We start from the raw sequence: 15,780 nt of genomic DNA on the forward strand, positions 1-15,780 counted from the left end.
CTAATCCGCTTCATGCAGTGCCCTCCTGAGCGCCTGCAGGGCCGCAGGCTCGGTCCTCGCCGCCCCGCCCCCGATCAACACGCCCGCGGCCAGCCCCAGCCGCGCGTTGCTCACATACAGTCCGTCGGCGGCCTGCAGACGCTCGTACGTCGGCCAGGCGACCTCGGTGCTGACACCAAATTCCTCGGCCTTCTCCAGCACCCAGGCACGTCGCGTGCCGGCGATTCCGGCCTCGTCGACCGGCGGTGTCACGAGGTGAGTCCCCTCGCGCAACCACAGGTTCCCCTGCGTGGCACAGGTAATCCGACCGGCGGCGTCCCGCAGGATCGCCTCATCCTCTCCCTCGCGCCAGTGCATGCGCGCCAGCACGTTATCCAGGCGTCCCAGGTGCTTGATCCCGCCGAGGGCCGGATTGACGCTGGCCGGTATCGTCGAAAACCCGATGCGCAGTGGCGTCGCTTCCGCGGGATCCGGTCGTGGCATCACCGGCCCGGCACTGACCAGCCGGGTGACCGCTGGCTCCGCCGGAGGCGCATAGCCTCGCGGGCCGCGGCCCCGGGTCAGGGTAAGACGCACCAGACGTTCGCCCGGCCCCGCCGCCGCCTCGATCTCCCCGCGCAGCCACTCCGGGTCCTGCGCGGGGAACCCCAGGCGCTGCAGCCCCAGCTCGAGGCGCGCCCGATGCCACGCCCACAGGCAGGCATGCCGCTGGCGTACCAGTACCGTCTCGAACAGTCCGTCGCCCAGCAGCAGGCCCCGATCGTCGGCCGTCACCTCCGATCCGGAGCCATCGTTCGCCCGACTCACCCCGCGCGCTCCACATCCGTACCCAGTGCATCCAGCAGACCGCGCGCCTTGTGCCGGGTCTCCTCGAGCTCCTGGTCGGGATCCGAATCGGCGACGATCCCGGCGCCGGCGCGAAACCGCAGTTCCCGGTCCCGCACCACCAGGGTACGGATCAGGATATTGGTATCCATGCGACCGTGATCACTGACATAACCACAGGATCCGGTGTAGGCCCCGCGCGGCACTCGGCCCTCCAGTTCCTGGATCACCTGCATGGAGCGGATCTTGGGGCATCCGGTGATGGTCCCGCCCGGGAAGGTCGCGCGCAGCAGTTCTTCCGCGCGCGTCCCCGGCCGCAGCCGTGCCGTGATGCTGGACACGATGTGGTGGACCCGGCGGTAGCTCTCAATGGTCATCAGCTCGGCGACCCGCACGCTGCCGGTACATGCCACGCGGCCCAGATCGTTGCGTTCCAGGTCCACCAGCATGATGTGCTCGGCGCGTTCCTTGAGGTTGACCTCCAGTTCGCCATATAGCTCACGGTCGGCGTGCGCATCCGGGTCGCGCCGACGGGTGCCAGCGATCGGCCGGGTTTCGGCGACGCCTTCCTGAGCCGACACCAGGCGTTCCGGCGAGGAGCTGATCACCTCCGCTCCCGGCAGCCGCAACCAGGCCGCAAACGGCGCAGCGTTGGCACCCCGCAGGCGCCGATAGAGCTCGCCGGTATCCAGGGACCGGTCGGCACGAGCGTGCCATTCGCGTGACAGGTTGGCCTGGAAGGTATCCCCGGCGCGGATGTACTCCAGCGCCCCGCGCACCGCCGCGCGGTAATATTCGGGATCGTCCTCCTCGATCTGCAGCACCGGCAGGTCGCCGCCCCCCGGGCCCGCCGCCGCGTCCGTTGCCACCGCCGCCAGGTCGGCCTCCAGCTGCTCGCGCCGCGCGCGATCAGCCTCGGAATCCACCCACCAGGTGACTCCTTCGTGATGATCGCGGATCAACGCGGCAGGAAACCGCGTCGCAACGGCCGTCGGCAACCATGGATCCGGTGCAAAGCGCCCCAGCGCGGGCTCCAGGTGCCAGGCGAATTCGTAGCCCACATACAGGAACCAGCCACCGAAGAACGGCAGATGGGCATGTTCGGGGGCTGGCATGCACGCGGTCGGCGTACACCCCAGATCGACATCGGCCGCCGCCAGCAATGCGTCACCATCGCCGGCATCCAGCGTACGCCCGGGGAACGCAAACAGGATGGAAAAGCGCGCCGGCGCCTGCCCGATCAGGGCCGACTCCAGCAGATGCGGATAACGCTGGGGGAAACGCCCTGCGAGGACCGCCAGATCGATCCCCGAGGGCAGCCTTTCGACGGCCATGCCCGCGCGAGGCCGGCGTCAGATGGCGCGGAACACCAAGGTTCCGTTGGTGCCGCCGAATCCAAAGGAGTTGGACAGGGCCACGCGGGTGTTCATGTCACGGGCCTCGTTGGCGACATAATCCAGATCGCAGCCCTCACCCGGATTGTCCAGGTTGATGGTTGGCGGCGAGACCTGATCACGCAGGGCCAGCGCGGTAAACACAGCCTCGATCCCGCCCGCGGCACCCAGCAGGTGCCCGGTCATGGACTTGGTCGAATTGACCAGAAGGTTCTTCGCATGATCGCCGAAGGTCCGCTTGAGCCCCTCGGTCTCGGCCAGATCCCCGGCCGGGGTGGAGGTTCCGTGGGCGTTCACGTACCCCACTTCCTCCGGCTCAACGCCCGCGTCTTTCATGGCCCGGACCATGCACTTGGATGCCCCGCTGCCATCCTCGACCGGCTGGGTCATGTGATGGGCATCGGAATTCCAGGCGAAACCGCCGATCTCGCAGTAGATGTTCGCGCCGCGGGCCTTCGCGTGTTCGTACTCCTCCAGGACCATCACCCCGGCCCCGTCACTGAGTACGAAACCGTCCCGGTCGGCGTCCCATGGCCGCGAGGCGCGGGCGGGATCGTCGTTGCGGGTCGACAGCGCGCGCGCCGCGGCAAAGCCGCCGATGCCCAGCGGCGTGGTGGCCATCTCGGCCCCGCCCGCAACCATCGCGTCGGCATCGCCATAGGCGATCATGCGCGCGGCGTCACCGATGTTGTGGGTGCCGGTGGCACAGGCGGAGACGATGGAGATGTTCGGCCCCTCCAGTCCCCGCATGATGGAGAGATTCCCCGCCACCATGTTGATGATGGCGCTGGGGACGAAGAACGGAGAGATCTTGCGGGCCCCGCCCTTCAGGTAGGCACCGTAGGAACGCTCGATGTAGGGCAGCCCCCCGATGCCGGAGCCAATCGCGACCCCGATCCGCTCCGGATCGGAACTGTCCGCGGACAGCCCGGCATCATCCAGGGCCTGGAGTCCCGCCGCCAGACCATAGATGACAAAGGTGTCCATCTTCTTCTGGTCCTTGACCGGGACATAGTCATTGGCATTGAAGTCCCGCACCGCGCCGGAAATCTTGACCGGCATGTCCGAGGCATCGAACACGTCGATGGGCGTGATCCCGCTCTTCCCGGCCTTGATGCTGGACCAGGCCTGGTCGATAGTGGATCCGACCGGGGACACGATGCCGAGGCCGGTGACCACAACACGTCGCTTAGCCAATGATTTTCTCCCTCGAAAGACGGCTGCACGCGGACGGCGAAGAGGGGGACGCGCCGTGTTGGCGCGCCCCCTCGCCGCGACCATGGACCCGATCAGTCCTTGGCGTGCTCGTTGATGTAGTCGATCGCCTGCTGCACGGTGGTGATCTTTTCGGCCTGCTCGTCGGGGATTTCCGTTTCGAATTCCTCCTCGAGCGCCATCACGAGTTCGACGGTGTCAAGCGAGTCCGCGCCCAGATCGTCGACGAAAGCGGCGGCGTTCGTGACATCCTCTTCCTTGACTCCCAGCTGCTCGACAACGATTTTCTTGACGCGTTCTTCAATGCTGCTCATGGTTGAAACATCCCCTTGGATATGAGGCGGGTCCGGTAAAGGTCCGCCATTCTATTGAAAAGCACCGCCGTGATCCACAACCCCGGCGGAGGACTCCGCGTAACGGGCCCGCGGCTCAGTGCATGAATCAGTGCATGAACATGCCGCCGTTGACGTGCAGGGTCTCGCCGGTAATGTAACCGGCCTCGTCGGACGCCAGAAAGCCCACCGCCGCCGCCACTTCCTCGGCGTCACCCAGACGGCCCAGCGGGATCTCGCCCAGCAGCCGTTCGCGCGTCGCCTCGTCCAGCTCGCGCGTCATGTCAGTGTCGATGAATCCGGGGGCCACCGTGTTGACCGTGATATTGCGGGCGCCCACCTCGCGCGCCAGGGAGCGGGCGAAGCCGGCCAGCCCGGCCTTGGCGGCGGCGTAGTTGGTCTGTCCCGCATTCCCGGCCGTCCCGACCACCGAGCCGATCAGCACCACCCGCCCGCGGCGGGCCTTCATCATGCCCTTGATCACTTTCTGCGTGAGCCGGGCGGCCGCGGTGAGGTTGGTGTCGATCACCGCATCCCAGTCCTCGTCCTTCAGGCGCATGAACAGGTTGTCGCGGGTGATGCCCGCGTTGTTCACCAGCACCTCGATGGCGCCCTCGGTCGCCTGAATGTCCTCCAGCGCGGTCCTGACCGATTCGGCATCGGTGACGTCCATGGCGACCCCGCGGCCGCCCCAGGGGGCCAGGGCCTCCGAGATCCGGCCGGCGCCGGCGTCACTGGTGGCGGTGCCCACCACCTGCATGCCCTGTTCCGCCAGACGGCGGGCGATGGCCGCGCCAATGCCGCGGCTCGCCCCGGTCACGAGAGCGATTCGTTGGTTTTCCGACATCAACGGTTTCCTTGCTGTTGGGAAATGGGCGGTCAGCCGGCGGTCAGCCGGTCACGGACGCTTTCCAGGGTGGCCCGATCGGCCACGTCCGGATGATCAATCGAACGGTCGATCCGTTTCGCCAGTCCGGTCAGCACCCGACCGGGACCACATTCCACCTGCACCCCGGCGCCGGCGTCGCGCAGTCCCTGAACGGTTTCCACCCAGCGGACCGGGCGGTAGAGCTGCTCCGCCAGTCGGGTCTTCAGGCTGTCCACGTCGCTCGCCGGTGCGGCGGTCGCGTTCTGCCACACGGGAATCTGCGGGGCACGGAATTCGGCGGTGTCCAGCGCCGCCTGCAGACGTTCGGCCGCCGGGCGCATCAACGCACAGTGGGAAGGGACCGACACCGGCAGCTTCAGCGCCCGTTTGGCGCCTGCATCGCGAGCCGCCGACACCGCGCGGTCCACGGCCCCGACCGTGCCGGCGATCACCACCTGTCCCGGTGCATTGAAGTTCACTGCCTCCAGGGTGTCGCCCTCGGCCTGTGCCTCACACAGGGCGATCACGTCGGCATCCTCCAGGCCAAGGATCGCGGCCATGGCCCCCTCGCCTGCGGGCACGGCCTCCTGCATGGCCCGGGCGCGCTCCGCGACCAGACTAACGGCATCCGGAAACCGCAGGACCCCGGCCGCCACCAGGGCGCTGTATTCGCCCAGGCTGTGTCCGGCCACCGCCATGGGCTCCGGAACCCCCTGTTCACGCAGCATCCGCCAGCAGGCCACGCCAGCCGCCAGCATCACGGGCTGGGTCCAGCGGGTCTCGTCGAGCTGTTTCGCCGGTCCGTGCTGAACCAGGCTCCACAGGTCGGCGTCCAGGCAGTCCGAGGCCTCCTGAAAGGTATCGCGTACCACGGCGAATTCATCACCGACATCGGCGAGCATGCCCACCGACTGGGACCCCTGTCCCGGAAAAACCGCTGCCCAGGAAACTGTCATGGTTCGTGTCCGAAATTCACTGGATGAGAAAGCGGGCGTAGTTTAGGCGCTGACGCCGGCCCCGGCAAACCCCGAAACGCGACCGGTTTCGTGTCCGTCGAACGAAAAACCGGGAGTTTCCCTTGAGTTCCATCCATGCATCCGCATAATGTCGCAACCCTGATTCATTACGCGAGGAACTGCATGGCGAAGGAAGACGAAATCGAGCTCGAAGGAACCGTCGTCGAGACGCTCCCCAACACCACCTTCCGGGTGGAGCTCGAGAACGGGCACACGGTCACCGCGCACATCTCCGGGAAGATGCGCAAGCACTATATCCGGATCCTGCGCGGCGACAAGGTCATCGTGCAGATGACGCCCTACGACCTGAGCAAGGGTCGCATCGTCTACCGCAACAAGTAAGCGCGCCACAGTCTCCCCGGCATGCAAAAGGCCGGCGCCCCGAAGGGTGCCGGCCTTTTTCGTGAGGGACACCACAGGCTCGTGGTGTCCCGTTCGTGGTCGGATCAGGAAGAGACGGCGGGTTCGTGGATATCCATCTCGAGACCGTCCTCGCCCAGGCGCACGGTCACTTCGCCACCCTGCGCCAGCTTGCCGAACAGGAGTTCGTCCGCCAGCGGCTTCTTGATGTGCTCCTGGATGGTCCGTCCCATCGGCCGCGCACCCATCTGCGCGTCGTAGCCGTGCTCGGCCAGCCAGGCGCGCGCCTCGGATTCCACCGTCAGGGTCACCTTCTTCTCGTCCAGCTGGGCCTGGAGCTGGGTGAGGAACTTGTCGACCACGTTCAGGATGGTCGCCTCGTCCAGCGGGCCGAACTGGATGGTGGCATCCAGACGGTTGCGGAATTCCGGGGTGAACGTCCGCTTGATGGCCTCCATCGCGTCGGTGGAGTGATCCTTGCGCGTGAAGCCCACCGACGGCCGCGAAGCCGCTTCGGCACCGGCGTTGGTGGTCATCACCAGGATCACGTTGCGGAAATCCACTTCCCGCCCGTTGGCGTCGGTCAGCGTGCCGTGGTCCATCACCTGCAGCAGCACGTTGAACACGTCCGGGTGCGCCTTTTCGATCTCGTCCAGCAACAGCACCGAATGCGGATGCTTGAGGATCGCGTCCGTCAGCAGGCCGCCCTCGTCGTAGCCGACATAACCCGGCGGGGCACCGATCAGGCGCGAGACCGTGTGGCGCTCCATGTATTCGGACATGTCGAAGCGTGCCAGATGGATGCCCATCTGCTGGGCCAGCTGACGCGTGACCTCGGTCTTGCCGACACCGGTCGGACCGGCGAACAGGAAGGAACCGATCGGCTTGTCCTGGTCACCCAGGCCGGAACGCGACATCTTGATGGCCGTGCTCAGGGTGCCGATCGCCTCGTCCTGACCGAACACCGTCATCTTCAGGTTGCGTTCCAGGTTGCGCAGGGTCTCCTTGTCGGTGCTGGACACCGATTTCGGCGGGATGCGCGCGATCTTGGCCACGATGTTCTCGATGTCCTGCACGCCGATGGTCTTCTTGCGCTGGCTCACCGGCAGCAGCTGGCGACTGGCACCGGCCTCGTCGATCAGGTCAATCGCCTTGTCCGGCAGGAAGCGATCGGTGATGTAGCGGTCCGACAGCTCCGCCGCAGCCTGCAGCGCCGGCTTGGTAAAGCGCACGTTGTGGTGCGACTCGAAACGCGACTTGAGCCCTCGCAGGATCTGATAGGTTTCATCCACCGTGGGCTCGGGTACCTCGATCTTCTGGAAACGCCGCGCCAGTGCGCGGTCCTTTTCGAAGATCCCGCGATACTCCTGATAGGTGGTCGAACCGATGCACTTGAGCTCACCGGAGGCCAGCATCGGCTTGATCAGGTTCGAGGCATCCATTACCCCGCCGGACGCGGCACCGGCCCCGATGATGGTATGGATCTCGTCGATGAACAGGACCGCGGCGGGTTCCTTCTTGAGCTGGGCGAGCACCCCTTTCAGGCGTTTTTCGAAGTCGCCGCGATACTTGGTTCCGGCCACCAGCGCGCCCAGGTCCAGGGCATAGACCGTGGCTTCCTCGATCGCTTCCGGCACCTGGCCATCGACCACACGCCGCGCCAGCCCCTCGGCGATCGCAGTCTTGCCGACCCCGGCCTCGCCCACCAGCAGCGGGTTGTTCTTGCGCCGCCGGCAGAGGATCTGGATGGTGCGCTCGATCTCGTGGTCCCGCCCGATCAGCGGGTCGATCTCGTCATTGCGCGCCTTCTCGTTGAGGTTGGTCGCGTACAGCTGCAGCGCGTTGGTCTTTTCTTCGGTCACCGTCTCGCCCTGCTGCTCGGAGGATTCCTCCGCCTGCTCCTGGTGAATCTGGCCGAGCTCGTCCTCGCCGACCTTCGAGATACCGTGGGAAATGAAGTTGACCACGTCCAGACGCGAGATGTTCTGCTGGCCCAGCACGTACAGCGCCTGACTGTCCTGCTCGCCGAACAGCGCCACCAGGACGTTGGCTCCGGACACCTCCTTGCGACCACTGGACTGCACGTGGAACACCGCGCGCTGCAGGACCCGCTGAAAACCGAGGGTCGGCTGGGTCTCGCGCGTGTCGTTCGGCGGGATCCGCGGGGTGTTTTCGTCGATGTAGGCCTCCAGTTCGTCGCGGATCCGGTCAAGATCCGCACCGCAGGCACGCAGTACGGTGGCTGCACTGGGGTTCTGGGCCAGGGCCATCAGCAAGTGCTCCACGGTCACGAACTCGTGGCGTTTCTCGCGGGCCTCCTTGAAGACCAGGTTCAGACTGAATTCGAGTTCCTTGTCGAGCATGGGGGTCAGGCCTCCTCCATCGAGCATAGCAGTGGGTGCTGATGGCTCCGGGCGTATTCATTCACCTGGGCCACCTTGGTCTCGGCGACATCGCGGGTATAGATGCCGCACACGCCCTTGCCCCGGGTATGCACCTGCAGCATCACCCGGGTGGCCTTCTCGCGATCCATGCCGAAGAAGGTCTCCAGGACCTCCACCACGAATTCCATCGGCGTGTAGTCGTCGTTGTTCAACACGACCTTGTACTGCCGTGGCGGCTTGAGTTCCGGCCTCGATTCATCGACCGCAACGGAATCGTCGTGATCGGGTTGGCGGGGCTTGTCGTCACTCATCTTTCGGTCCAGCTCGCACTCGTGGCGCCCTCGGGCACCGCGTGTTCATTTCTGTAGAGTCCTGACATCATCGAACGGTTCCCGGCGCTTGCCAAGTGTCCGCATGGCGCGGGAGGCCAGCCCGCCTGTGGTGGGAGCGCAGCCCTCTGCGCGATCAGGCATGACCGATCGGCCAGGGGGCTGGCCTCCCACAGGCTGCATCTCCACTGGCTGCCTGCGCCCGGGTCGTTCAGCCGTCCATGTGGCGGATCATCGCCTCGCCGAAGGCGGAGCAGGCGATCGGTTCCACTCCGTCCATCAGCCGCGCGAAGTCATAGGTCACCTCGCCGGCGGCGATCGCGCCCTCCATGCCGCGCACCACGAGATCCGCCGCCTCGGTCCAGCCCAGGTGGCGCAGCATCATCTCGGCCGACAGCACCAGCGAGCCCGGATTGACCTTGTCCTGACCGGCATACTTGGGCGCGGTACCGTGCGTGGCCTCGAACATCGCGGTGGTGTCGGAGATGTTGGCCCCGGGCGCGATGCCGATCCCGCCGACCTGGGCGGCCAGGGCGTCGGAGATATAGTCCCCGTTCAGGTTCAGGGTGGCGATTACCGAGTAGTCCTCCGGGCGCAGCAGGATCTGCTGCAGGAAGGCATCCGCGATGACGTCCTTGATCACGATCTCGCGACCGGTCTTCGGGTTCCTGAACACCTGCCACGGGCCACCGTCGAGGTCCTCGGCACCGAATTCCTCGCGCGCCAGCTCGTAGCCCCAGGCCTTGAAGGAGCCCTCGGTGAATTTCATGATGTTGCCCTTGTGCACCAGGGTCACCGACGGGCGGTCATTGTCGATCGCGTACTGTATGGCCTTGCGCACCAGCCGCTTCGTGCCCTCGCTGGAGACCGGCTTCACGCCGATCCCCGCGGTATCCGGGAAGCGGATCTCGCGCACGCCCATCTCGTCCTGCAGGAAGTCGATGAGCTTTTTCGCCTCGGGCGTTCCGGACTCGAATTCGATGCCCGCGTAGATATCCTCCGAGTTCTCGCGGAAGATCACCATGTCGGTCTTTTCCGGCTCCTTCAGCGGGCTGGGCGTGCCCTGGTAATAGCGCACCGGACGCAGGCAGACATACAGATCCAGCTTTTGCCGCAGCGCCACGTTCAGCGAACGGAAGCCGCCGCCCACCGGGGTGGTCAGCGGGCCCTTGATCGACACCTTGTATTCGCGCACTGCATCCAGCGTCTCATCGGGGAGGCCGGAGTCATCGTCGTAGACCTGCGTGGCCTTCTCGCCGGCATAGACTTCCATCCACTCGATCGCCTTCTGGCCGCCATAGGCCTTCTCCACCGCCGCATCCGTGACCCGGCGCATCACCGGGGTGATGTCCGCGCCGATGCCGTCCCCCTCGATATAGGGGATCACCGGACGATCCGGCACCACCAGGCCGCCGTCCTTGCCCACCTCGATGGGTTGGCCTTTCTCCGGGATGCGAATGTGCTGGTACGCCATGAAGACTCCTTTTGCAGCGCCGTGTCATTGGGATTTGGATGCCGGCGATTATACATGGCCTCCGTGGCCTTCGCCGCCGGGCGGCGGGTATCATTGCGCCATGAATGAACGCCTGCGCTGCCATATCACCGTCGCTGCGGTCATCGAGGATCGAGGCCGCTTCCTGTTTGTCGAGGAAGAGGATGCGGGCCTGCGCGTTCTCAATCAGCCCGCGGGCCACCTGGACCCGGACGAGGACCTGATCGCCGCAGTGCGGCGCGAGGTCCGCGAAGAGACGGCCCTCGAATTCGCCCCGCAGCACTCGCTGGGCTGCGACCTGCTGCGTCTGGCCGACGGCGCGGTCATCCTGCGCGTGGCCTTCACCGGTACGGTGTCGGCACCGGCGCAGCCGATCCGCCGCGACCCCGCAATCCTCGCCACCCACTGGCTGGATGCCGCCACCGCGCTGAACGGTCATCGCCTGCGCAGCCCGCTGGTGGCCCGCAGCCTGCGACGCTGGGAATCGGGTCTGCGCCTGCCGCTGGAATCTGCCGGCGAACTCGTCGACAACGTGCGGCCCGCCCCCGCACGCCCCGAGGAATGAGCCGCATGGCCACCAGTGAACGCATCATCGTCGGGCTCTCCGGCGGCGTGGATTCGGCGGTCGCCGCCCTGCGCCTCCTGCAGACGGGACACCGCGTCGAAGGCCTGTTCATGAAGAACTGGGAAGACGATGACGCGGACGGCCACTGTGCCGCGGAAGACGACTACGCGATGGCCCGCGAGGTCGCGGCCACCCTGGAGATCCCGTTGCACAAGGCGAACTTCGCCGAGGATTACCGCCAGCGGGTCTTCGCCCACTTTCTCCACGAGTACCGCGCCGGCCGCACCCCCAACCCGGACATCCTGTGCAACCGCGAGATCAAGTTCCGCGCCTTTCTCGAGCAGGCCCAGGCACTGGGCGCCGACGCCATCGCCACCGGCCACTATGCCCGCGCCTGGCACGGCCCCGACCACAGCGAACTGCGACTCGCCGAGGACGCCAACAAGGACCAGACCTATTTCCTGCACGCCCTGGATCAGGCACAGCTGCGCCCGGCCCGTTTCCCGCTGGGGGACCTGCCCAAGGAACGGGTGCGCGAACTGGCATACGAGCACGGCCTGCCCAATCACGCGCGCAAGGATTCCACCGGCATCTGTTTCATCGGCGAACGCCCGTTCCGCGAATTCCTCGCCCGTTATCTCGAGGGCAGCGAGGGCGACATCTGCACCCCGGACGGTCGCGTGGTCGCCCGCCATCACGGCCTGATGTTCTACACCCTGGGGCAGCGTCAGGGACTGGGCATCGGCGGGGTCGAAGGCGCGGCCGATGCCCCCTGGTACGTGGTCGACAAGGACCTCGCGGGCAACCGACTGATCGTGGCGCAGAATTCGGCCCATCCGCTGCTGATGAGCCCGGAGCTGACGACCGAACCCGTGCACTGGATCCACCGCTTTCCGGCCGACGGGGAAACCCTGCAGGCGCGTCTGCGTCATCGCCAGCCGCTGCAGGACTGTCGGGTCTGTCCGGAGGTGGACGGACGCGCGCGCGTGGTCTTCGAACAGCCGCAGCGTGCGGCCACGCCCGGCCAGTCCATCGTGTTCTATCGCGACGGCACCTGCCTGGGGGGCGGCGTGATCGCCACACGCCACACCCTGTCCGCGGACACCCCGGTTGCCGCCGGGGCATGAGTCCGGAGGGCGGTTTCCGGTATAGTGCCTCCCCTGATACCCAGACCCGGACGGACACGGCTTGGAGCGCAGCGACCACAACCGCACCCTGGCACTGGCGGCCATCTTCCAGGCCGCGAGCCTGGTCAAGGACCTGGCCTGGCGAGGCTCCTGCGACGAATACGAGCTGGAGGTCCTGATCGGAAGCCTGTTCGCCTTCGACTCGACCACGCCCGAGGAGATCTATCGCGGCGAAGTCAGCCTGCGTACCGGGCTGGAACGCGTGCGCACCCAGCTGGAAAGCGGTGGCAAGCCGCCGGACATGGAGATCACCCGCTACGCGGTGGGGCTGATCTTCCTCGAACGCAAGCTGCAGAAGCGCGGCGACATGATGCAGCAGCTGGCCGACGGCCTGCAGGGCGCCCAGCGGCAGGTGGACTACTTCACCCTGACCCACGAGAGCGTGATCTCGCGGCTGGGCGAGATCTACAAGGAGACCATCTCCGAGCTCGGCCCGCGCATCATCGTCCAGGGCGAACAGAACAATCTCTCCAGCCCGGATACCGCGGCCCGTATTCGCGCGCTGCTGCTGGCCGGCATTCGCGGCGCCGTGCTGTGGCGCCAGGCCGGCGGCTCGCGCTGGAAGCTCCTGTTCGGGCGCAAGCGCCTGATGAACGAGGCCGGCCACATTCTTCAACGTCTCAACACCTGACTTCGGATGGACGCATCATGAGCGACGCTATGCCCCGGAACACCCGCACCCTGTCCGCCGGCGGACACGAGTGCCAGTACGTCCCGATCGCCGACGACCGACGCGCGCAGACCCTGCCCTTCGCGCTCAAGGTGCTGCTGGAAAACCTGATGCGCCACGAGGACGGGCGCACGGTGACCCGCGACGACATCGAGGGCCTGCTGGACTGGGACCCGGCGGCGGAACCCTCGCGCGAGATCGCCTTCCGGCCAGCGCGCGTGCTGCTGCAGGACTTCACCGGCGTCCCCGCGGTGGTCGACCTCGCCGCGATGCGTGACGCCATGGAAGACCTCGGCGGCGATCCAGCGAAGATCGCGCCCCTGCAGCCGGCGGAGCTGGTGATCGACCACTCCGTGCAGGTCGATTCCTACGGCGAGGCCAATTCCATGAACCTGAACGCCGAGCTGGAATATTCGCGCAACCGCGAACGCTACAGCTTCCTCAAATGGGGCCAGCAGGCGTTCGAGACTTTCAAGGTCGTGCCCCCGGATACCGGCATCGTGCACCAGGTCAACCTGGAGTACCTGGCGCGCACCGTGTTCCTCGAGGACCGCGCCGACGGCAGCTGCATGGCCTATCCCGACACGCTCGTCGGCACCGACTCCCACACCACCATGATCAACGGCCTGGGCGTGCTGGGCTGGGGCGTGGGCGGGATCGAGGCCGAGGCCGCCATGCTGGGCCAGCCGATCTCCATGCTGATCCCGCAGGTGGTCGGCTTCCGCCTGACCGGCAAGCTGGCCGAGGGCGCCACCGCCACCGACCTGGTGCTGGTGATCGTCGAACAGCTGCGCAAACACGGCGTGGTCGGCAAGTTCGTCGAATTCTTCGGCGACGGCCTTGCCGACCTGCCGCTGGCCGACCGCGCCACCATCGCCAACATGGCCCCGGAATACGGCGCGACCTGCGGGATCTTCCCGATCGACGACGAAACCCTGGAGTACCTGCGCCTGACCGGCCGCGAAGAAGGCCACATCCAGTTCATCGAGGCCTATGCCCGCGGGCAGGGCCTGTGGCGCGACGACAGCGCCCCGGTGGCGCGCTACTCCGACCTGCTGGAGCTGGACCTGTCCACCGTCGAGCCGAGCCTCGCCGGACCCAAGCGTCCGCAGGACCGGATCCCGCTGAGCCAGGCGGGTGCCGAGATCAGTCGCCACCTGGACACGGTCCTGAAGGAACGCGTTTCCGGCAAGGACGAGCCGTCGGAGGCCGAACGCTTCGCCACCGAAGGCGGCCATACCGCAGTGGGCGTAGAGCATCAGGCGGAAGAACCGCATCACACAGCCATCGAGATGGGCGGCGAGACCTTTACCCTGGACCACGGCGACGTGGTGATCGCTGCGATCACCTCCTGCACCAACACCTCGAACCCGTCGGTGATGCTGGGGGCCGGCCTGGTGGCGCGCAAAGCGCGCGAGCGCGGCCTGAAAGTCAAGCCGTGGGTCAAGACCTCGCTGGCCCCCGGCTCGCGCGTGGTGACCGATTATCTGCAGAACGCTGGCCTGCTCGAGGACCTGGAAGACCTGGGCTTCTATGTGGTCGGCTACGGCTGCACCACCTGCATCGGCAACTCCGGTCCGCTGCCGGAAGCGATCAGCGAGGCCATCGTGAAGGACGACCTTGTGGTCTCCTCGGTGCTCTCCGGCAACCGCAATTTCGAGGGCCGCATCCATTCCGAGGTGCAGATGAACTTCCTCGCCTCACCGCCGCTGGTGGTGGCCTACGCCCTGGCCGGACGCTCGAACCTGGATCTCTACAACGATCCGCTGGGCGATGATGCCGATGGCAATCCCGTCTATCTCAAGGACATCTGGCCGACTTCTCAGGAGGTGCGTGACGAGGTGGCCCGCCATGTCGGCGCCGGCAGCTTCACCACCGCCTACGGCGACCTCTATACCGGCGAGGACCGCTGGCGCAATCTCGAGGCCCCGTCAGGCGACCGCTTCGATTGGCAGGAAGACTCCACCTACGTGCGCAAGCCGCCCTACTTCGACGGCATGGGCATGACGCCCGCCGAGACCCCGGACATCGAGGGCGCGCGGGTCCTGGCCCTGCTGGGCGATTCGGTGACCACCGACCATATTTCGCCGGCGGGCTCCATCGCATCGGACAGCCCCGCCGCCCGTTACCTGGAAGAACAGGGGGTCAAGCCCGCCGACTTCAACTCCTATGGCTCGCGGCGCGGCAACCACGAGGTGATGATGCGCGGCACCTTCGCCAACGTGCGCCTGCGCAACCTGCTCGCACCGGGCACCCAGGGCGGCGTAACGCGGCACCTGCCGGACGGCGAGCAGATGTCCATCTACGACGCCTCCATGCGCTATCAGGCCGAGGGGACCCCGCTGGTCGTCATCGCGGGCAAGGAATACGGCACTGGCTCCTCGCGCGACTGGGCAGCCAAGGGGACCCTGCTGCTGGGCGTGAAGGCGGTCATCGTGGAAAGCTACGAACGCATCCACCGCTCCAACCTGGTGGGCATGGGCGTGCTTCCGCTGCAGTTCCACGACGGCGAGAACGCCGAATCGCTGGGCCTGACCGGCGAGGAGACCTATACCATCACCGGCATCCGGGGTGGCGAGGCCAAGGAAGCGACGGTGACCGCAACCGCCGATGATGGCTCACGGAAGGAGTTCCGCGTGCGCGTACGGCTGGACACCCCGCAGGAGATCGACTACTACCGCCACGGTGGTATCCTGCCGTACGTCCTGCGTCAACTTGCGGGCGAAGGCTGAATCGCATCATGTCGCGAATCGCCCCCACTGCGGAACTGCGTGCCGGGATGACGCTGGCCGCCCCGGTGCATGACCGTTCCGGTCGCCTGCTGATCCCCGCGGGCATGACCCTGCAGGACAAGCATCTGCGGGTCCTGCGGGCCTGGGGCGTCAGCGAGGTGCGGATCCAGGACGGGGACCCGCCCGCGACCGAACCCGTCCCGGATGCGGCCGAGGGTACGCAGCCGACCGCCGGCGAAGAGGATCCGGATGCCGCCGAGGCGCGCCTTGGCGCCACTGCGGACGAAGCGCTGGCGGAACGCTTCCAGCACTGCGACATCGAGCGCTTTCCGATGGACGGGATCTACCGCATCGCGCGACGTGCGATGATCGACGAACTTCGGCAGTCCAGGGGTGCGGGCTCGCGATGAC

15 protein-coding genes are annotated in these 15,780 nt (G+C 66.7%); 6 read left to right on the plus strand and 9 right to left on the minus strand.

What is annotated here, in order from left to right; all coding sequences use genetic code 11:
* From G020_RS0104480 to fabD, 6 genes are all read right to left on the minus strand, one after another.
* Complete coding sequence (locus G020_RS0104480) at positions 1 to 807, minus strand: aminotransferase class IV (RefSeq protein WP_024328805.1); 807 nt, start codon at positions 805 to 807, stop codon at positions 1 to 3.
* Entirely contained in the window at positions 804 to 2,159 is a 1,356-nt protein-coding gene (locus G020_RS0104485) for an aminodeoxychorismate synthase component I (protein ID WP_024328806.1), read from the minus strand. Before G020_RS0104485 ends, G020_RS0104480 begins: the two co-directional genes overlap by 4 nt.
* Before the next feature lie 18 nt (positions 2,160 to 2,177).
* On the minus strand, positions 2,178 to 3,398 hold the full coding sequence (gene fabF / locus G020_RS0104490; RefSeq protein ID WP_018946019.1) for a beta-ketoacyl-ACP synthase II: 1,221 nt from the start codon (positions 3,396 to 3,398) through the stop codon (positions 2,178 to 2,180).
* A gap of 110 nt (positions 3,399 to 3,508) precedes the next feature.
* Complete coding sequence (acpP, locus tag G020_RS0104495) at positions 3,509 to 3,748, minus strand: acyl carrier protein (RefSeq protein WP_018869396.1); 240 nt, start codon at positions 3,746 to 3,748, stop codon at positions 3,509 to 3,511.
* A gap of 127 nt (positions 3,749 to 3,875) precedes the next feature.
* The gene (fabG, locus tag G020_RS0104500) at positions 3,876 to 4,613 is read right to left on the minus strand and encodes a 3-oxoacyl-ACP reductase FabG (protein WP_018869395.1); all 738 of its coding nucleotides are present in this window, start codon (positions 4,611 to 4,613) and stop codon (positions 3,876 to 3,878) included.
* A 32-nt stretch (positions 4,614 to 4,645) separates the two neighbouring features.
* Entirely contained in the window at positions 4,646 to 5,590 is a 945-nt protein-coding gene (gene fabD / locus G020_RS0104505; protein WP_081647387.1) for an ACP S-malonyltransferase, read from the minus strand.
* A 183-nt stretch (positions 5,591 to 5,773) separates the two neighbouring features.
* Here fabD and infA point away from each other — a divergent pair, with 183 nt between their 5' ends.
* A complete protein-coding gene (gene infA, locus G020_RS0104510; protein WP_018946022.1) occupies positions 5,774 to 5,992 on the plus strand; it encodes a translation initiation factor IF-1 in 219 nt (72 codons plus the stop codon).
* 104 nt (positions 5,993 to 6,096) lie between these two features.
* Here infA and clpA read toward each other — a convergent pair whose 3' ends face one another.
* The 3 genes from clpA to icd all read right to left on the minus strand — a co-directional run bounded on the left by clpA (position 6,097) and on the right by icd (position 10,197).
* Entirely contained in the window at positions 6,097 to 8,373 is a 2,277-nt protein-coding gene (clpA, locus tag G020_RS0104515) for an ATP-dependent Clp protease ATP-binding subunit ClpA (RefSeq protein ID WP_018869393.1), read from the minus strand.
* Between the two features lie 5 nt (positions 8,374 to 8,378).
* Positions 8,379 to 8,705, minus strand: coding sequence for an ATP-dependent Clp protease adapter ClpS (clpS, locus tag G020_RS0104520; protein WP_018869392.1), 327 nt, complete (start codon positions 8,703 to 8,705; stop codon positions 8,379 to 8,381).
* 229 nt (positions 8,706 to 8,934) lie between these two features.
* Positions 8,935 to 10,197: an NADP-dependent isocitrate dehydrogenase gene (gene icd / locus G020_RS0104525; protein ID WP_018946023.1), complete on the minus strand. Its 1,263-nt coding sequence runs from the start codon at positions 10,195 to 10,197 to the stop codon at positions 8,935 to 8,937.
* Positions 10,198 to 10,297: 100 nt separating this feature from the next.
* On the opposite strand from icd, the gene G020_RS0104530 reads away from it, so the two are divergent.
* From G020_RS0104530 to G020_RS0104550, 5 genes are all read left to right on the plus strand, one after another.
* Positions 10,298 to 10,780: an NUDIX domain-containing protein gene (locus G020_RS0104530; RefSeq protein ID WP_018946024.1), complete on the plus strand. Its 483-nt coding sequence runs from the start codon at positions 10,298 to 10,300 to the stop codon at positions 10,778 to 10,780.
* A gap of 5 nt (positions 10,781 to 10,785) precedes the next feature.
* A complete protein-coding gene (gene mnmA, locus G020_RS0104535; RefSeq protein WP_024328808.1) occupies positions 10,786 to 11,907 on the plus strand; it encodes a tRNA 2-thiouridine(34) synthase MnmA in 1,122 nt (373 codons plus the stop codon).
* Positions 11,908 to 11,968: 61 nt separating this feature from the next.
* A complete protein-coding gene (gene hflD, locus G020_RS0104540; RefSeq protein ID WP_024328809.1) occupies positions 11,969 to 12,598 on the plus strand; it encodes a high frequency lysogenization protein HflD in 630 nt (209 codons plus the stop codon).
* A gap of 17 nt (positions 12,599 to 12,615) precedes the next feature.
* Positions 12,616 to 15,369 carry an aconitate hydratase AcnA gene (acnA, locus tag G020_RS0104545; protein WP_024328810.1) on the plus strand — a complete coding sequence of 918 codons (2,754 nt, stop codon included), beginning with the start codon at positions 12,616 to 12,618 and terminating at the stop codon, positions 15,367 to 15,369.
* 47 nt (positions 15,370 to 15,416) lie between these two features.
* Complete coding sequence (locus tag G020_RS0104550; protein WP_051130319.1) at positions 15,417 to 15,779, plus strand: hypothetical protein; 363 nt, start codon at positions 15,417 to 15,419, stop codon at positions 15,777 to 15,779.
* Position 15,780 lies beyond the last annotated feature (1 nt).

This window comes from Thioalkalivibrio sp. ALR17-21 (assembly GCF_000420185.1).
Taxonomy (GTDB): Bacteria; Pseudomonadota; Gammaproteobacteria; order Ectothiorhodospirales; family Ectothiorhodospiraceae; genus Thioalkalivibrio; species Thioalkalivibrio halophilus.